The sequence below is a fragment of the Roseomonas sp. BN140053 genome (genome assembly GCF_047690175.1).
Taxonomy (GTDB): Bacteria; Pseudomonadota; Alphaproteobacteria; order Acetobacterales; family Acetobacteraceae; genus Roseomonas.
In genome coordinates this window covers 37,816-54,626 of the sequence record NZ_JBLLEB010000029.1, presented here as the reverse complement: position 1 = coordinate 54,626, position 16,811 = coordinate 37,816, and the positions used below count along the sequence as shown (strand labels likewise).

General features: G+C 73.0%; 14 protein-coding genes. 5 read left to right on the top strand and 9 right to left on the bottom strand.

All coding sequences use genetic code 11. The features are described from left to right. Together ACLIBK_RS19830 and ACLIBK_RS19825 are read right to left on the bottom strand one after the other, a co-directional pair. Positions 1-81, bottom strand: an 81-nt coding sequence (locus ACLIBK_RS19830; protein WP_415389032.1) for a transposase, incomplete at its 3' end; no start/stop codon positions are given. Further along, a complete protein-coding gene (locus ACLIBK_RS19825; RefSeq protein ID WP_415389027.1) occupies positions 44-1,081 on the bottom strand; it encodes a hypothetical protein in 1,038 nt (345 codons plus the stop codon). The genes ACLIBK_RS19825 and ACLIBK_RS19830, both read right to left, overlap by 38 nt. Positions 1,082-1,123: 42 nt before the next feature. On the opposite strand from ACLIBK_RS19825, the gene ACLIBK_RS19820 reads away from it, so the two are divergent. From ACLIBK_RS19820 to ACLIBK_RS19810, 3 genes are read left to right on the top strand one after another with little or no spacing between them, the layout of a single operon-like run. Beyond that, entirely contained in the window at positions 1,124-1,642 is a 519-nt protein-coding gene (locus ACLIBK_RS19820; RefSeq protein ID WP_415389026.1) for a pentapeptide repeat-containing protein, read from the top strand. After that, on the top strand, positions 1,639-3,882 hold the full coding sequence (locus ACLIBK_RS19815) for an ATP-dependent helicase (protein WP_415389025.1): 2,244 nt from the start codon (positions 1,639-1,641) through the stop codon (positions 3,880-3,882). The genes ACLIBK_RS19820 and ACLIBK_RS19815 overlap by 4 nt, the downstream gene beginning before the upstream one ends. After that, a complete protein-coding gene (locus ACLIBK_RS19810; RefSeq protein ID WP_415389024.1) occupies positions 3,882-4,796 on the top strand; it encodes a 50S ribosomal protein L11 methyltransferase in 915 nt (304 codons plus the stop codon). The genes ACLIBK_RS19815 and ACLIBK_RS19810 overlap by 1 nt, the downstream gene beginning before the upstream one ends. A gap of 161 nt (positions 4,797-4,957) precedes the next feature. Here ACLIBK_RS19810 and ACLIBK_RS19805 read toward each other — a convergent pair whose 3' ends face one another. Further along, positions 4,958-5,317 (bottom strand): DUF1127 domain-containing protein, encoded by a 360-nt coding sequence (locus ACLIBK_RS19805; protein ID WP_415389023.1) that lies wholly within the window; start codon positions 5,315-5,317, stop codon positions 4,958-4,960. A gap of 134 nt (positions 5,318-5,451) precedes the next feature. Here ACLIBK_RS19805 and ACLIBK_RS19800 point away from each other — a divergent pair, with 134 nt between their 5' ends. Further along, positions 5,452-7,296 carry an aminopeptidase P family protein gene (locus ACLIBK_RS19800; protein WP_415389022.1) on the top strand — a complete coding sequence of 615 codons (1,845 nt, stop codon included), beginning with the start codon at positions 5,452-5,454 and terminating at the stop codon, positions 7,294-7,296. Here ACLIBK_RS19800 and ACLIBK_RS19795 read toward each other — a convergent pair. After that, on the bottom strand, positions 7,271-7,924 hold the full coding sequence (locus ACLIBK_RS19795) for a LysE family translocator (RefSeq protein WP_415389021.1): 654 nt from the start codon (positions 7,922-7,924) through the stop codon (positions 7,271-7,273). The two genes, ACLIBK_RS19800 and ACLIBK_RS19795, sit on opposite strands and share 26 nt — an antisense overlap. Before the next feature lie 214 nt (positions 7,925-8,138). Between ACLIBK_RS19795 and ACLIBK_RS19790 the strand changes: the two genes are divergently transcribed. Next, a complete protein-coding gene (locus ACLIBK_RS19790) occupies positions 8,139-9,467 on the top strand; it encodes an MFS transporter (RefSeq protein ID WP_415389020.1) in 1,329 nt (442 codons plus the stop codon). Between the two features lie 359 nt (positions 9,468-9,826). Here the strand turns inward: ACLIBK_RS19790 and ACLIBK_RS19785 are convergent, their stop codons facing one another. The 5 genes from ACLIBK_RS19785 to ACLIBK_RS19765 all read right to left on the bottom strand — a co-directional run bounded on the left by ACLIBK_RS19785 (position 9,827) and on the right by ACLIBK_RS19765 (position 16,796). Then, complete coding sequence (locus ACLIBK_RS19785) at positions 9,827-10,885, bottom strand: alpha/beta fold hydrolase (RefSeq protein WP_415389019.1); 1,059 nt, start codon at positions 10,883-10,885, stop codon at positions 9,827-9,829. Between the two features lie 178 nt (positions 10,886-11,063). Continuing rightward, positions 11,064-11,837 (bottom strand): C13 family peptidase, encoded by a 774-nt coding sequence (locus ACLIBK_RS19780; protein ID WP_415389018.1) that lies wholly within the window; start codon positions 11,835-11,837, stop codon positions 11,064-11,066. Continuing rightward, positions 11,834-14,002 (bottom strand): NAD-dependent DNA ligase LigA, encoded by a 2,169-nt coding sequence (ligA, locus tag ACLIBK_RS19775; protein WP_415389017.1) that lies wholly within the window; start codon positions 14,000-14,002, stop codon positions 11,834-11,836. Before ligA ends, ACLIBK_RS19780 begins: the two co-directional genes overlap by 4 nt. Before the next feature lie 210 nt (positions 14,003-14,212). Continuing rightward, on the bottom strand, positions 14,213-15,892 hold the full coding sequence (gene recN / locus ACLIBK_RS19770) for a DNA repair protein RecN (RefSeq protein WP_415389016.1): 1,680 nt from the start codon (positions 15,890-15,892) through the stop codon (positions 14,213-14,215). Between the two features lie 28 nt (positions 15,893-15,920). Next, complete coding sequence (locus tag ACLIBK_RS19765; RefSeq protein WP_415389015.1) at positions 15,921-16,796, bottom strand: outer membrane protein assembly factor BamD; 876 nt, start codon at positions 16,794-16,796, stop codon at positions 15,921-15,923. Positions 16,797-16,811: the final 15 nt, after the last annotated feature.

Genomic DNA, 16,811 nt, shown 5'->3' with positions numbered 1-16,811 from the left:
CTCGGGCAGCAGCACGAGGTAGGGTGCGACCAGACCCCATTCCTCATCGGATACGTCGGACGGATAAGCCTTGCGGGTCATCCCGCAAATCTGGACCTCCCCTCAGTCCACAACAGCCTCTAGAACTGTCATCCGTAATCGGCTCGTAGAGCGGCCTCAGCAACCCCGGACTCAAGAACAACGGGAACTGGCACAACGCGAAGAACAACAGCACCCGCGCATCCGTGCTCGCCGGCAGCACCGCCAGGAACAGCGCCATGTTCCGGTTCCCCGACAGCAGCCCCGCCGACAGCGCGAAGCGCTTCCCCGCCGGCCAGAAGGCCGCCGCCGTCAGCGCGTTCAGCCCGAAAGCCCCGGCAAAGGCCAGCGCCGTGGCCCCCAGCACGAAGCCCGGCTCGCGCAGCAGCCACGCCAGCACCCCGTCCATCACCCCGAAGCCGTACAGCACCACCAGCAGCACCACGGCCCCGTCCACAGCCCGCCCCCAGCGCTCCAGCACCGCGCCCCCGAGGATCCGGCGCAGCCCCAGCGACAGCACCAGCGGCAGCCCCACCACCAGCGCCAGCCGGGCGCTCAGCGCGCCGACGGACAGGGACAGATCCACCCCCAGCAGCCCCAGCGCGATCGGCGGCGCGGTGAAGGGCACCAGCAGGGTGGACAGCAGCGACACCACCAGGCTCACCTCCCCATCCAGCCCCACCATGCGCGCGAAGGCGGGGGCGGAGGTCGCGGCGCAGCCGGCGGCCATGATCACCAGCGCCGCCGCCAGTGACCCGTGCAGCCCCACCAGCCCGGCCACCCCCCAGGCGATCAGCGGGCAACACACCAGCAGCCACCCCAGCAGCGCCGCCACCAGCCCCGGCCGCCGCAGCCAGCCCAGCACCTGCGCGAAATCCACCCGCAGCAGCACCAGCGTCATCAGGCAGGCGACCACCGGCGTCACCACGTCGCGGGTGGCGCTGGCCAGCGGCGGCACCAGCAGCCCGGCGAAGATGCCCAGGGCCAGCAGCAGCCCGCCGCGCCGGGCGCAGGCTTCCAGAACGGCGCGCAGCCGCGCGGCGAGGGGGAGGGCAGGGGTCACGCGAGGTTGGCCGGGTTCGCGGATCGTTCTAGAACCCGGCCGGTGCGCGCACCATCCCGACGTCCCTCCTTCCGCCCCGCCATCCTGGCCCTGCTGGGCGCCCTGTTCTGGGCGGGCTCCGCCGCGGCCGCCTGCAACGACGCCGCCGCCCCCGCCGTGGACTGGCGCCGCTGCCTGCTGGACGGCCGAGATTTCGAGCGCGCGGACCTGTCCGGCGCCGTGCTGCGCGACGCCTCCCTGTCCCGCGCCAAGCTGACCGGCGCGCTGCTGCCGCGGGTCGAAGCGCCCAACAGCCGCTTCGTCTCCGCCGACCTGGAAGGGGCGGACCTGTCGGACGGCCAGTTCCGCGACGCCGACTTCACCCGCGCCACGCTGCGCCGGGTCAAGCTGCTGCGCGCCGACCTGCGCCGCGCCAAGTTCTTCCGCGCCGACCTGTCCGGCGCCGACCTCACCGGCGCGTCCCTGGACGGCGCCGACCTCAGCTCCGCCGTGCTGGACGGCGCGCGCTGGACGGATGGCGAGCGGGTCTGCGCCACCGGCTCCCTGGGAGTGTGCCAATGAGCAGCGGTCCCTACGTTCCCGCCCTGCCGCCCGCCCCGCCGCCGGGCGCCGGCGACTACCTCGCCCGCCTGAACCCCGAGCAGCGGGAAGCGGTGGAAACCGTGGACGGCCCGCTGCTGGTGCTGGCCGGGGCGGGGACCGGCAAGACCCGCGTGCTGACCACGCGCTTCGCCCACATCCTGATGACCCGAAAGGCCTGGCCCAGCCAGGTCCTCGCCGTCACCTTCACCAACAAGGCCGCCAAGGAGATGCGCGAGCGCGTCGCCGCCATCCTCGGCCGCCCGGCGGAAGGGCTCTGGCTCGGCACCTTCCACGCCCTCTGCGCCCGCATGCTGCGCCGCCACGCGGAATACGTCCGCCTGACGTCGAGCTTCACCATCCTCGACACCGACGACCAGATGCGCCTGCTCAAGCAGGTGATGGACGCGGCCGGCGTGGACCAGAAGCGCTGGCCGGCCCAGGGCCTGATGACCGCCATCCAGCGCTGGAAGGACCGCGGCCTGACCCCCGCCCGCGTCACCCCGGCCGAGGACACGGACTTCGCCAACGGCCGCGCCCGCTCGCTCTACGAGGCCTACCAGGACCGCCTGCGCGATCTCAACACCGCCGATTTCGGCGACCTGCTGCTGCACACCACCGAGATCCTGCGCACCCAGCCCGACGTGCTGGCGCAGTACCACCACGCCTTTCGCTACATCCTGGTGGACGAGTACCAGGACACCAACACGGTGCAGTACCTCTGGCTCCGCCTCCTCGCGCAGGAGCGCAGGAACATCTGCTGCGTCGGCGACGACGACCAGTCGATCTATTCCTGGCGCGGCGCGGAGGTGGAGAACATCCTGCGCTTCGAGAAGGACTTCCCCGGCGCCCGCATCGTCCGGCTGGAAAGCAACTACCGCTCCACCCGCCCCATCCTGGCCGCCGCCGCCGGCCTCATCGCCCGCAACGAGGGCCGCCTGGGCAAGACCCTGCGCGCCGGCCGCAACGACGCCGAGGGCGAGAAGGTCCGCGTCGTGTCGCTCTGGGACTCCGAGGAGGAGGCCCGCATGGTCGGCGAGCAGATCGAGCAGGCGCAGCGCCAGAAGTTCCAGCTCGGCGAGATGGCGATCCTCGTCCGCGCCGGCTTCCAGACCCGCGCCTTCGAGGAACGGCTGATCGTCCTGGGCGTCCCCTACCGCGTCGTCGGCGGCCTGAAGTTCTACGAACGGGCCGAGGTGCGCGACGCCATGGCCTACATGCGCATCCTACACCAGCCCAGCGACGACCTGGCCTTCGAGCGGCTGGTCAACGTCCCCCGCCGCGGCGTCGGCGACGGCGGCCTGCAGCAGATGCACATCGCCGCCCGCGACCAGGGCATCCCGCTGGCCGTCGCCGCCGAGAAGCTGGCCCGCACCGAAGCTTTCCGCCCCAAGCCGCGCGCCGCCCTGCGCGAGCTGTTCGACGGCTTCGCCCGCTGGCGCGAGATGCTGGGCCGCGAGGGCCACGTGGTCGCGGTGGCGACCATGCTGGACGAGAGCGGCTACACGGAGATGTGGAAGCAGGACAAATCCGCCGAAGCCCCCGGCCGGCTGGAGAACCTGAAGGAGCTGCTGCGCGCCATCGGCGAGTTCGAGACGCTGGCCGGCTTCCTCGACCACGTCGCCCTGGTGACGGAGAACGACGAGGCGGCGGAAACGCAGAAGGTCTCGCTGATGACCCTGCACGCCGCCAAGGGGCTGGAATTCGACCTCGTCTTCCTCCCCGGCTGGGAGGAGGGCCTCTTCCCGCACCAGCGCGCGCTGGACGAGGGCGGCACCAAGTCGCTGGAGGAGGAGCGGCGCCTCGCCTACGTGGGCATCACCCGCGCCCGCAAGCGCGCGATCATCAGCCACGCCGCCAACCGCCGCATCTACGCCAACTGGACCAGCGCCATCCCCTCGCGCTTCCTCGACGAGCTGCCGGAGGACGCGGTGTCGCGCGAAGGCTCCTCCTCCATGCAGCGCAGCCGCATGCTGGACACGCCCAGCGTCTTCGCCGCCGGCTCGCCGCTGACCTCGCGCAAGCCGCGGGTGATCGAGGCCGGCGCCTGGGAGGTGCAGGACCGCCCCGCCCGCCCCGATGCCATGACCGTCGGCACGCGCGTCTTCCACCAGAAATTCGGCTACGGCCGGGTGACGCGCGTGGATGACGACCGGCTGGACGTGGAATTCGACAAGACCGGCTCCAAGCGCGTGCTGGACCGCTTCGTGGAGCGCGCGTGATGACCGCCCCCAACTGGACCCCGCCGGGCCAGCGCCACCCGGTGGAACTGGAAACCCTCACCTTCTCCAACCTGCCGGACGAGGCGGTGCCCGCCTACGAGGCCGCGCTGCAGAGCGTCTGCCGCACCGTCGGCTATTTCCGCGAGCTGCCGCACGAGGAAACCTGGCGCATCGAGGCGGTCTGGGACCGCAACGGCGACGAGGCCGCCCTGACCGCCGCCCTGTCCCTGGCCGCCCTGGTCAGCGGCCACGACGCCGGCCCGCCCGCCCGCCACGACACGGACGCCGAGGGCTGGCTGGCCCGCACGGTGGAAGCCTTCCCGGAACAGGAGGTCGGCCACCGCTTCCTGATCCGCCCGACCCACCTGCCGGACCCGCGCGAATGGGGCCGCATCGTGCTGCGCCTCGACGCCGGCCTGGCCTTCGGCTCGGGCGAGCACGGCTCCACCCGCGGCTGCCTCATCGCCTTCGAGCGCGTGGCGGCACGCCGGCCGCGACGTATCCTGGATATCGGCACCGGCTCCGGCATCCTGGCCATGGGCGCCGCCAAGCTGCTGCGCCGCCCCGTGCTGGCCACGGATATCGAGCCCTGGTCGGTGCGCGTGGCCGCCGACAACGCCGCCATGAACGGGATCAAGTCCCTGGTGACGGCGCGGCTGGCGGATGGCTGGCGGGCGCCGGCGGTGCGGGCCGGGCGCTACGACCTGGTCTTCGCGAACATCCTGGCCCGGCCGCTCTGCGCCATGGCCAAGGACCTCGCGGGGCATCTGGCCCCCGGGGGAACGGCGATCCTGGCGGGTCTGCTGGGGACGCAGGTGCGGATGGTGCTGGCCGCGCACCGCCGCTGCGGGCTGGTGCTGGAACGACGGCTGGACCAGGGCGCCTGGGCGACGCTGGTGCTGCGCAAGCGCTGAAGGAGGGGCAGGCCCGGCGTGATGCCGGGCCGCTCCGGTCGAAGGACCACCGGTCGGGTCGGGAGCCGATAGCCGGCCCGGGGGCCGACCGTCCCGGTGGTCGCGATCCCGCTCAGGACGCGGGGCTCGGGGGAGAGCCCTGCGCCGGGAGCGGAACCAAGTCAGGCGGCGGCGCGGATGCCGGCCAGATCGTTCGCGGCCTTGGGCGAGGTTGCCCGCGGCGCGGCGGGAGCGACGGCGGCCGCTTCGGCCTGGGTCGCGGAAGCCGCGAAGATGAAGGGGATCTCGCTGCGGGTCAGGCCGATATCGGCCAGCTCGCGGTCGGACAGCTCGCGCAGTTCGGCCATGGCGCGGCGGCGGTTCAGCCCCTCGGCCATGCGGGCCAGCAGGCCGCGCAGCCAGCCGCCGGCCGGCGTGTCGCTCTGCTGCTGCGCCTGCAGGCGGCGCGTCAGCGCGCCGCGGCTTTCGCTGGCGGCGGGGCTGGGCATCAGGAGGCTGGCTTCGGGATAACGGGTGGTCATGACGGGTTTCCGGATGCGGCGCGTTCCGAGGTCCACGAGCCCCGGCCGAATGCCGACTCTCGCCCTGGCGCGCTTCATGAGGTGAAGATAGGCATTGCCGCGCCGCGCGGGCGTGCCGATCCGGTACCGGTGGCATGCAACGAACGCATGAAACGAGGTTGAAATATGTTATTTACGAATGTCGCGATCTCGTGAGCGCCGCGGCCCATCTTTCCGCCCTGCGTGCCCGGCTGCTTGCCGCCGGGGCCGAGGGTTTCATCGTGCCGCGCTCGGATGAGTATCTCGGGGAATACGTCCCGCTCTCGGCCGAGCGGCTGTTCTGGCTGACCGGCTTTTCCGGCAGCGCCGGGCTGGCGGTGGTGCTGCCCGACCGGGCGGCGATCTTCACCGACGGCCGCTACACCACCCAGGTGGCGCAGCAGACCGACCCCTCCCTCTGGGAACGGCACCACCTGACGGAAGCGCCGCCGGCCGACTGGCTGCGGCAGCACGCCGCCGGCAAGCGCGTGGGCTATGACCCCCGGCTGCTCCCGGCCTCGGCGGTGGAGCGCTTCGCCGCCTCCGGCGCCGTGCTGGTGCCGCTGGCGGAGAACCCGCTGGACGCCGCCTGGACCGATCGCCCGGCCGCGCCCACCGCCACGGCCGTGCCGCACGAGCTGCGCTTCGCCGGCGTGTCTGCCACGGAAAAGCGCGCCGCCGCGGCCTCCCGCCTGCATCAGGTCGGTGAGCACGCGGCGGTGCTGGCCGACGCGCACAGCGTGGCCTGGCTGCTGAACATCCGCGGCGGCGACCTCGGCTACACGCCCCTGGCCCTGGCCCAGGCGCTGCTGCGGACCGATGGGCGGGTGGAGCTGTTCATCGACCCCGCCAAGGTGACGGACGAACTGCGCGAGCATCTCGGCAACGCCGTGTCGCTGCACGCGCCGGAAAACTGGGGCGAGACGCTGGCGGAACTCTCCGGCCAGCGCGTGCGGGTGGACCCGGATTCCACCCCCGCCTGGTTCGGCATCCAGCTGCGCGAGGCCGGGGCGGAGGTCACGACGGGCGAGGACCCCTGCCGCTTGCCGCGCGCCCGCAAGAACCCCACTGAGCAGGACGGCGCCCGTGCCGCCCATGCCCGCGACGCGGTGGCGCTGGCCCGCTTCCTCCACTGGTTCTCCGTCGAGGCCGGGAAGGGCGGGCTGACGGAGGTCGGCACCGCCGACCAACTCCTGGCCTTCCGGCGCGAACTGGACGGGTTCCGCGCGGAATCCTTCCCCGCCATCGCCGGCAGCGGCCCCAACGGCGCAATCGTCCATTACCGCGCCTCGGCCGAGAGCGACCGGCGCATCGGCCGCAACGAGGTCATGCTGATCGACAGCGGCGCGCAGTTCCCCGACGGCACCACGGACGTCACCCGCACCCTGTGGACCGGCCCGGACCCGGCGCCGGCGGAGCTGCGCGCCCGCTACACCCGCGTGCTGCGCGGCCACGTGGCGCTCGCCACGCTGCGCTTCCCGCAGGGCGTGGCGGGACCGCACCTGGACAGCATCGCGCGGCGGCCGCTCTGGGATGCCGGGCTGGACTACGACCACGGCACCGGCCACGGCGTCGGCTCCTTCCTGTCGGTGCACGAAGGGCCGGTGGCCTTTTCCCGAGCCGCCCGCGCCGTGCCGCTGGAGGAAGGCATGATCCTGTCGGACGAGCCCGGCTTCTACCTGCCCGGCGAATACGGCATCCGGATCGAGAACCTGCTGCTGGTGCAGCCGGCCGGCCCCGGCCTGTCCGGCCGCCCCTGGCTGAGCTTCGAAACGCTGACCCTCGCCCCCTACGAGCGTCCGCTGATCGAGCCGGCGCTGCTTACGCCCGAGGAGCGCGACTGGGTGGACACCTACCACGCCCGCGTGCTGGCCGAGGTCGGGCCCCAGCTGGACGCGGACGCGGCGGCCTGGCTGGCCGCGGCCTGCGCCCCGCTCAGCGAGGCGCCAGCAGCAGCCTGACGCCCAGCCCCAGGAAGATCGCCCCCGCCGCCCCGTTCAGCGCGCGGGAGGCACGGGCGGAGCGGGACAGCCAGCCGGCGGCCCGTCCCGCCCCGGCGATCACCAGGGCGAAGAAGGGCACGGCCAGGATCGGCAGCAGCGGCCCGAGCAGCAGCATCTGCACCGCCGCCGGCGCCCGGCCGGGGTCCACGAACTGCGGCAGGAAGGCCAGGAAGAACAGCCCGACCTTGGGGTTGAGCAGGTTGGTCAGCGCCCCTTGCACCACGACGCCCCGGGGCAGCACCCCGGGCGCCCTCGGCGCCCCGGGCGCCGCTTCCACCGCCACCGCACCGCCACTCCAGGCCTGTCGCAGCGCCTGCAATCCCAGCCAGATCAGGTAGGCCGCCCCGGCCAGCCGCAGGGCGGAAAACAGCGCGGGCTCGGCCGCGATCACCGCCGCAACGCCCAGCGCGGCCAGGGCGACGTGGCACAGCGCGCCGAGGAGGATGCCCAGCACCGCCGCCCAGCCCCGCCGTGCCCCACCGGCCAGGGTCTGGCCCAGCACGAACATCATGTCCGGCCCCGGCAGCAGGATCAGCACGAGGCAGGCGGCGAGATAGGCGCCCAGCAGGTCGGGATCGAGCGGCATGCCCCGCAGCCTGCGCCACCCCCGCCGCCCCCGTCGAACCAGTAATCCTGATCCCTGGCAGCAGCGCCGGTGATGGTCCCGGACCTGTTCCCGGCGCGCGGCAGCGATGCCCAACCGCGCGTGGATAGCGGGGGGGCGGGATGCAATCTTGCGTCCACCCCGTGTGCCCGAGAAGGGAATAAACCCGCGCGACCCCGTGCAGGACTGAAAACTGATGCCGGATGGCTTTCCCCTCACCACCGCCCAGCGTTCGCTGACCCGCCAGGACGCCCGCACCCTCGCGCTGGCCGCGCTGGGCGGGGCGCTGGAATTCTACGACTTCATCATCTTCGTGTTCTTCACGGCGGCCATCGGCCACCTGTTCTTTCCGCCGAACACGCCGGACTGGCTGCAGCAGGTGCAGACCTTCGGCATCTTCGCGGCCGGCTACCTGGCCCGGCCGCTGGGCGGCATCGTCATGGCGCATTTCGGCGACCGTTCCGGCCGCAAGCGCATGTTCACCCTCAGCGTTTTCCTGATGGCGGTGCCGACGCTGCTGATCGGCCTGATGCCGACCTATGAGAGCATCGGCCTCGCCGCGCCGATCCTGCTGCTGGTGTTCCGCATGATGCAGGGCGCGGCCATCGGCGGCGAGGCGCCGGGCGCCTGGGTCTTCGTGGCCGAGCACGTGCCACCCAACCGCGTCGGCCTGGCCTGCGGCATGCTGACGGGCGGGCTGACCTCCGGGATCCTGCTGGGCTCGCTGATGGCCACCGCGATCAACCTCGCCTTCACCCCCGCCGAGGTGCTGGGCTGGGCCTGGCGCATTCCCTTCCTGGTCGGCGGCATCTTCGGCTTCGTGGCCATGGTGCTGCGCCGCTGGCTGCACGAGACCCCGGTCTTCGAGGCCATCCGCCGCCGCGCGGAAACCGTGGCGGAGCTGCCGCTGAAGCGGGTGCTGCGCGAGCACGGCACCTCCGTGATCGTGTCCATGCTGGTGACCTGGATGCTGACCGCCGCCATCGTGGTGGTGATCCTGATGACGCCGACGCTGATGCAGAAGCTGCACGGCCTCAGCCCGGCCAGCACCCTGGCCGCCAACGTCGCCGCCACGCTGACGCTGTCGATCTCCGCCGTGCTGATGGGGGCGGCGCTGGACCGCTTCGGCGCGGTGCCGGTGGCGATCCTGGGCGGGGCAGGGCTGGTGGCCACCACCTACGCGCTGTTCCTCGGCACCGCCGCGGCGCCGGAACACCTGCTGCCGCTCTACGCCCTGGCCGGGGTCTTCGTGGGGGTGATCAGCGTCGTGCCCTTCGTGATGGTGCGGGCCTTTCCCGCCGCCATCCGCTTCAGCGGGCTGAGCTTCTCCTACAACGTCGCCTACGCCGTGTTCGGCGGGCTGACGCCGCTGCTGGTGTCGATGATGCTGGCCTCCGACCGCCTCGCCGCCGCGCACTACGTCGCGGCCGTGACCGTCGTGGGCGTCCTGGCGGTGCTGGCCGACGCGCTGCGCGGCGCCCGGCGGCTGCCGCTGGCTGAGCCGTCGGCGACCGCGCTGCGCTGAGGAAAGGAAAGCCGGGGGGAAGTATCCCCCCGAACCCCCTTCTATTTTCGGGAGTTTTCGGGTGCGCCGGTGGTGGCCGGAGCCCACTGAACTCCCGAAAGAAGGAGGGGGCCCGGGGGAGTTCACTCCCCCGGCCTTTCCTGCCGAGCACCGGTCGTCGGCCACCCCGCGGCAGCGCGAACCGGATGTGGCAGAAAGCGCGGAATCTGCCACATGCGCCGCCACGCTTGACTTCTAAGCTACTGAAGTTGTACAACTAAGCTCTGAAACACGCCTTGCCGCGGGGACCCGCGGTAAGGAAGTAAGATGGTAAGGAAGTAAGGCGAACCGCCGCTCCGGAGGACGGTGCGCCAGTGCCCCTAAGCAGGGCGCGGCAGGCTCCGGCCCGCGTCGCTCCCCTGCGCGGCCGCGGACTCGATGGCACCCGCCACCTGTTCCAGGGCCAGATGGTGGATCATGTGCCCGGCCCCGCCGACGCTGAGCATGGCGCTGCCCGGCACGTCCCGGTGCAGCCGCCCGGACTGCTTCGCGGTGTCCACGATCTTGTCGTCGCTGCCCGCCACCACCGTCAGCGGCACCGCCAGCTCGCCGTGCCGCTTCAGCAGCGACGCCGCGCCGGGGATCATCAGGGCGCTGTCGGCGGCGGTGGCGCGGATCTGCGACGGCCGCAGCATCAGCGAGAACGGGAATCCGGCCGAGAAGCGGGCGGGAACGGGGGCGGGGGCGAACATCTTGCGCACCGCCAGCGGCAGCAGCAGCCGGCCCAGCAGCGGCGACACGGTGTAGCGCAGGATGTCGCCCAGCACCGGCACCGCCGGCCACAGCGTCAGCGCCACGTCGGCGCGCGGCCCGGGCGTGTAGTAGCCGGACAGCAGCACCACCGCCGCCGTGTTCAGCCGGTTGTCCAGCGCCATCGACAGCGCCACCAGCGTGCCCCAGGAATGGCCCACCAGCACGGGCTTGCGGATGCCCATCTGGCCCAGCGCCGCATGGAACAGCGCCGCCTGCGCCTGGGCGGTCCAGACCGTGCCGCGCGGCCGCTGGCTGTAGCCGAAGCCTGGCCGGTCGAAGGCGATGACGCGGTGCCGCTGCGCCAGGCGGTCGAGCAGGCCGCTGATCGCGAAATCCTCGGCGGTCACGGCGTTGCCGTGCAGCAGCACGATCGGGCTGCCGCTGCCCTTCTCGATGTAGTGCAACCGGACGCCGTTGACCTCGACGAAGCGGCCCTTGGGCGGGTTCCGGCGCTCGGCCCGGCGCGCGAGCAGGTGATTCGCCAGGGCCAGCCCGCCCAGCACCGCCGCCCCCGCCGTCAGCGCCGTGCCCGTCCGGCCCAGGCGCCACCGCCGCCCGGACCAGGGGAAGCGCTCCGTCAGGTCCTGGGCGAGGTCTCGGCTCGAGGTGCGGGAAAACAGGGGCAAGGATGTTCCGATCCGGGTTGGGCGGGCGGCACCGCCGGGTGGTGCCGATGCCGGCGGCAAGCGCAGCCCCCGAGCATCGCCGCGACGGCGTAGCAGGATGGCGCGGCCGTGCCGCCGGGGCGCGTGTCTGCCGGCGGGAACGCCGCCTGCTCCGCCGGGGTTGCCGGGGAGCGGCCCCTCAGCTGCTGGGCACGGGCTTCCAGGGCACCGGCAGGGTCCGCACGCGGTCGCCGGTGAAGAATTGCGGCTCGGAGGCCGGCACGGACAGGCGGGCCTCTTCCCGCTCCACGCAGCCGCGGGTGCCGCCCGCCACGGCGGCCCAGCCGGCGGGGGCCGCGGCGTCCAGCGCCTCGGCCAGGCAGGCGTCGAATACGGTGTAGAAGAAGCCGGCGCCGCAGCCGAAGGAGGGACGGTCCGCCCGTGCGGCGGTCAGCACCACCCGGTTCGACCGCGCCATCGGCGCCGCGGCGAAGTTGCCGGAAAAGCAGCCGGAGGCGATCACGGCGGTGGGTGCTTCGCCGCAGCCCCGGTTCAGCGCTGCATCCAGCAGGGCAGGGGAGAGGAAGGCCCGCGAGGCGGCGAACACCAGCCCCCGCCCGGGCGCGCCGTGCGAGGTGACGAACACCAGGCAGCCCTCGCCGGGGGCTGGGCGGAGCGCGGCGATCGCCTCCGTCACGGCCGGCAGCAGCGCGGGATCGGCGCCCTCGGGGCGGCGACGGGACGCGCTGAAGCGGCGGATGTCCTGCACCCCGCCGGCGGCCAGGCCGGCGGCGAGCTTGGCCGTGGCGTTGTCGAACACGGGCAGGCTGCCATCCGCCCCCACCAGCACGGCGTGCCAGCGGAACGGGGAACGTGCCTCCGCCACCGTTGGGGGCCGGCCGGCGCAGGCCGCCAGCGCCAGCAACAGGGAGAGAGCCGCGAGCGCGCGTCCCGTCCGGGTGCCCCGGGTCACGCCGGGAAGCCCGCCAGGGCGCGCCATTCCGCCTCGCTCAGCGTGGTCAGCTCCAGTTCGGCCGCCTTGGTGGCCTTGGACCCGGCATCGGTGCCGATCACCACGTAGTCGGTGCGCTTGGACACGCTCTTGACCACCTTGGCGCCCAGCGCCTCGGCGCGGGCCTCGGCCTCCTGCCGCGTCATGGTTTCCAGCCCGCCGGTGAACACGATGCTCTTGCCCGACAGCGCGCCCTCCGCCACCGCCTCGGCGGGCTCGGGCGTCACCTCCGTCAGCAGGTCGTCCAGCGCGGCCAGGTTGCGCGGCTCGGCGAAGAACTCCACCAGTTCCTCGGCGATGGCGGGGCCGATGCCCTGGATGCCGCCCAGCGCTTCCCGCGCCTCGGAGCCGACCACCCGGGCGTCCAGCATGGCGTCGCGCCAGCTGGCCGCGGTGCCGTAGTGCCGCGCCAACAACTTGGCGTTCTGCTCGCCGATGCGGCGGATGCCTAGCGCGAACAGGAAGCGCTCCAGCGAGGGCTGCCGCCGCGCCTCGATGGCGGCCAGCAGGTTGTCCACCTTGCGCGTCGCCTTGCCGCCGGAACCCCAGCGGTCCCAGCGCTGCATGGTGGCGCGGTGGTCCTTGAGCCGGAAGATGTCGGCGGGCGTGTTGACCAGCCCTTCGCGGTGCAGCTGCTCGACGTTCTCGATGCCCAGTCCCTCGATGTCGAGCGCGTTGCGGGAAGCGAAGTGGATCAGCCGCTCCACCTGCTGCGCCGGGCAGATCAGCCCGCCCGTGCAGCGCTTCACCACCTCGCCGGGCGCGCTGGCGGCGTGCGAGCCGCAGGCCGGACAGGTTTCAGGAAACACGAAGGGCTGGCTGTTGGGCGGCCGCTTCTCCGGCACGATGCCCACCACCTGCGGGATCACGTCGCCGGCGCGCTGCAGGATCACCGTGTCGCCGACGCGGACATCCTTGCGCGCGATCTCCTCGGCATTGTGCAGGGTGGCGTGCTGCACCTTCACGCCGCCCACGGTGACGGGCTGCATGATCGCGCGCGGCGTCAGCGCCCCGGTGCGGCCGACCTGGATCTCGATCGCCAGCAGTTCCGTGGTGGCCTGTTCCGCCGGGAACTTCCAGGCAATGGCCCAGCGCGGCGCGCGGCCCACGAAGCCCAGCCGCGCTTGCCAGTCCAGCCGGTCCAGCTTGTACACCACGCCGTCGATGTCGTAGGCGAGCGCCGCCCGCTCGGCCGCCAGCCGCGCCTGGAAAGCCTCCGCCGCGTGCTCGTCGGGCAGCAGTTCCGAGAGCGGGTTCACCTGGAAGCCCCAGCGCCGGAGCGTGTCGAGATAGGCCGAGTGGGTTTCCGCCACCGGGCTACTGGACACGCCCTGGGCATAGGCGAAGAGCTTCAGCGGCCGCCGCCGCGTCGCCTCCGGGTCGAGCTGCCGCAGCGAGCCGGCGGCGGCGTTGCGCGGGTTCACGGGGATGCGGACCGCCTCGCCGGCGCGCTCGCCCGCGGCGCGGCGCCGCTCGCGCTCGGCGTTCAGGGCGGTCTGCTCGGCGTGGAAGGCCAGGAAGTCCGCCTTGGTCATGAAGACCTCGCCGCGGATCTCGATGCGCTCGGGAAAGGGGGCGGGCAGGGCGCGCGGCAGGTCGGCCAGCGTTTCCAGGTTGCGGGTGATGTCCTCGCCCACCGTGCCGTCGCCGCGCGTGGCTCCGCGGGTGAACTGGCCGTCCTCGAACAGCAGGTTGACCGACAGCCCGTCGATCTTGGGCTCCGCCACGAAGCGCAACGTTTCCTCGGCCGACAGGCCCAGGAAGCGGCGGATGCGGGCGGCGAACTCGGCGAAGTCGGCGACGCCGAAGGCGTTGTCCAGCGACAGCATCGGCGTGCCGTGGCGCGACTTGGCGAAGCCCGCCGCGGGCGGCGCGCCGGGGGCCGCCGCGTTGGGGCTGTCGGCGCGTCGGAGGGCGGGGAAGCGCTCCTCCAGGGTGGTGTTGCGCCGGCGCAGCGCGTCGTATTCCGCGTCGGTGATCACCGGCGCGTCCTGCTGATGGTAGGCGATATCGGCGGCCGCGATCTCCTCCGCCAGGGCGGCGAGTTCAGCGGCGGCTTCCTCCTCGGTCAGCGAGGCGGGCTCGCGGAGGCGCAGGGAATCGGCGGAGGATCGGGCCCGGGACATCCGCACCGGCATAGCGGCAGCGTCCGGGCGAGGAAACGGACCCGCGCCGTTCCGGCCGTTCACCCTGCGGGGAGCGGCTGCGGGACGGCGGGGCGCCGGGGCCGGAGGGAGGGCCGCCGCGCCGGTGCGACGCGGGACAGCTTGGCTGCCCGGATCGCGCGCCCCTGATCAGGCCGCGCGGTTCAGGCGGCCCGGCTCAGGTCGCGCGGATCAGGCCGCCCCGGCCAGCAGGTCGTCGGCGGCAGCCCGGGCGGCTTCGGTGATGCGCTCGCCGGCCAGCATGCGGGCAATCTCCTCGCGCCGTTCCGCGGTGCGCAGCGGTTCCACCCGGGTTTCGGCCCGCCCGCCGCGAACGCCCTTGGCCACCCGGAAATGCGCCGTCCCGCGCGCCGCGACCTGCGGCGAGTGCGTCACCACCAGCACCTGCAGCCGGTCGGCCACGCGCGACAGCCGGTCGCCCACTGCGGCGGCCGTGGCGCCGCCGATGCCGCTGTCCACCTCGTCGAAGACCAGCGTCGGCACCGGCGAGCCGCGCGCCAGCACCACCTTCAGCGCCAGCATCAGCCGCGACAATTCACCCCCCGAGGCGATCTTGGCCAGCTGCCCTGGCACCTGCCCGGGGTTGGTGGAGACCAGGAAGGTCACGCGGTCCATGCCGTCCGCGGCCCAGGCGCTCTCTTCGCGCGGCATCAGCTCGATGTGCAGGCGGGCGCGGTCCAGCTTCAGCGGCACCAGCTCCTTGGCCACCGCCTTTTCCAGCGCGCGGGCGGCGTCGGTGCGGGCTTCCGTCAGCGCCACGGCGGCGGTGGCGTAGGCTTCGCGCGCCGTTTCGGCCGCGCTTTCCAGCGCGGCGACGCGGCCAGTGCCGGCATCCAGCGCGCCCAGGCGATCGCGCAGCCGGCCCAGCAGCCCGGCCAGTTCCACCGTGGGCACGGCGTGCTTGCGGGCGGCGGCGCGCAGGGCAAACAGCCGCTCTTCCACCTGTTCCAGGCGGCGCGGGTCGGGGCCGGCATCGGCGGTCAGACGCTCCAGCAGCGTCTCGGCCTCGGCCAGCGCGTCCTGCGCGGCGGCGATGGCGGCCAGGGCGGGGGCGGCTTCCTCGTTGGGTGGCGGCAGGCGTTCCAGCGCGCGCGCGGCGTTGCGCAGGGCTGCGGCGGGGCCGGTGGAGCCGCGACGGTCGCGCGGCTGCAACTCGCTCAGCGAGGACGCGATGGCCTCCGCCCGGCGCTCGCCCTGCTGCAGGCCCTGGCGCTCGCGCGACAACTCCTCCTCCTCGCCCTCGACCGGGGCGAGGTCGCTCAGCTCGCCTACGGCGTGGCGCAGCCATTCCTCGTCGCGCTGGGCGGCGGCGATGGCCTCGCGCGCTTCCTTCAGGGTGCGCTGCGCGGCGCGCCAGGAGCGGAAGGTTTCGGCCACCTTGTTGCGGCGGCTTTCCAGTCCGCCAAAGGCATCCAGCAGGCTGCCATGGGTGGCGGGATCGGCGAGGCCGACCTGATCGTGCTGTCCCTGCACCTCCACCAGCAGCGCGCCGAGGCGGCGCAGCAGCGCCACGCCCACCGGCTCGTCGTTGACGAAGGCGCGGGAACGGCCGTCGGCGGAAACCACGCGGCGCACCACGATGTCGCCCTCGTTCTCCATCCCCTGCTCCGCCAGCAAGGCGAAGGCGGGATGGTCGGGTGGGGGCGAGAAGGCGGCTACCACGCTGGCCTGGGTCTGACCGGCGCGCACCAGCCCGCTCTCGGCCCGCTGGCCGAGGGCGAGGCCGAGGCTGTCTAGCAGGATCGACTTGCCCGCACCGGTTTCGCCGGTCAGCACGGTCAGGCCGGGGCCGAAATGCAGGTCCAGGCGCTCGATGAGCACCACGTCGCGGATCAGGAGCGAGGCGAGCACGCGGCCCCCCTAAACAGGTCTCGGGACGTCAGAACACCGAGTCCACGACCCGGCGGAAGAAGCCGGGCTGGTCGCCGGGGGCGGGCGGGGCGCCGGCCACCAGCAGGGCATAGCTGTCCTGGTACCAGGGGCTGCCCGGGTAGTTGTGTCCCAGCACGGAAGCGGTCTTCCGCGCCTCGTCGGGCAGGCCCATGGCGAGGTAGATCTCGGTCAGCCGGTGCAGGGCTTCGGGCACGTGGTTGGTGGTCTGGTAGTTGTCCACCACCACCCGGAAGCGGCCGATCGCCGCGGCATAGAGGCGCCGCGCCTGGTAGAAGCGGCCCACCGTCATCTCGGCGCCGGCGAGGTGGTCGCGCGCTAGGTCGATCTTCAGCCGGGCGTCGCGGGCATAGGTCGTGTTGGGAAAGCGGTTCACCACGTCCTGCAGCGCGGTCACGGCGGTGGCGGTGCCGGACTGGTCGCGCTCGGCGTCGTTGATCTGCTCGTAGTAGCAGAGGCCGCGCAGGTAGTAGGCGTAGGCGATGTCGCGATGCGCGGGATGCAGCTGGATGAAGCGGTCCAGACCGCCCAGGGCTTCCGTGTAGCGGTTGCGTGAATATTCCGCGTAGGCGCTCATCAGCCGGGCGGAGGTCGCCCAGGTGGAATAGGGGTGCTCCCGCTCCACCGCGTCGAACAGCTCCACCGCCTGCGCCGGGCGCTCGGCGCGCAGCGCCTCGATGCCGGCGGCGTAGAGCGCCTCGGGCGTCTGCTCGACGTAGTTGGGCCGCGCCGTCAGGGCGGAGGAGGAGCCGTTCCACTGCGAGATGCCCAGGGTCTCGCAGCCGCCGAGCAGCGGCAGCAGCAGCAAGGCCCCGATGGGCAGGGCCCAGTGGATGTTGCGACGGGCAGGGGGAATGGTTCGCATCGTGGCGGCTCTATA

Excerpts from the sequence above, each read along its gene's own strand:
- ACLIBK_RS19800 (WP_415389022.1), top strand. The coding sequence starts at position 5,452 with ATGCAACGAACGCATGAAACGAGGTTGAAATATGTTATTTACGAATGT.
- ACLIBK_RS19810 (WP_415389024.1), top strand. The coding sequence starts at position 3,882 with ATGACCGCCCCCAACTGGACCCCGCCGGGCCAGCGCCACCCGGTGGAA.
- ACLIBK_RS19765 (WP_415389015.1), bottom strand. The coding sequence starts at position 16,796 with ATGCGAACCATTCCCCCTGCCCGTCGCAACATCCACTGGGCCCTGCCC.
- ligA (WP_415389017.1), bottom strand. The coding sequence starts at position 14,002 with ATGTCCCGGGCCCGATCCTCCGCCGATTCCCTGCGCCTCCGCGAGCCC.
- ACLIBK_RS19790 (WP_415389020.1), top strand. The coding sequence starts at position 8,139 with ATGCCGGATGGCTTTCCCCTCACCACCGCCCAGCGTTCGCTGACCCGC.
- ACLIBK_RS19805 (WP_415389023.1), bottom strand. The coding sequence starts at position 5,317 with ATGACCACCCGTTATCCCGAAGCCAGCCTCCTGATGCCCAGCCCCGCC.
- ACLIBK_RS19815 (WP_415389025.1), top strand. The coding sequence starts at position 1,639 with ATGAGCAGCGGTCCCTACGTTCCCGCCCTGCCGCCCGCCCCGCCGCCG.
- ACLIBK_RS19795 (WP_415389021.1), bottom strand. The coding sequence starts at position 7,924 with ATGCCGCTCGATCCCGACCTGCTGGGCGCCTATCTCGCCGCCTGCCTC.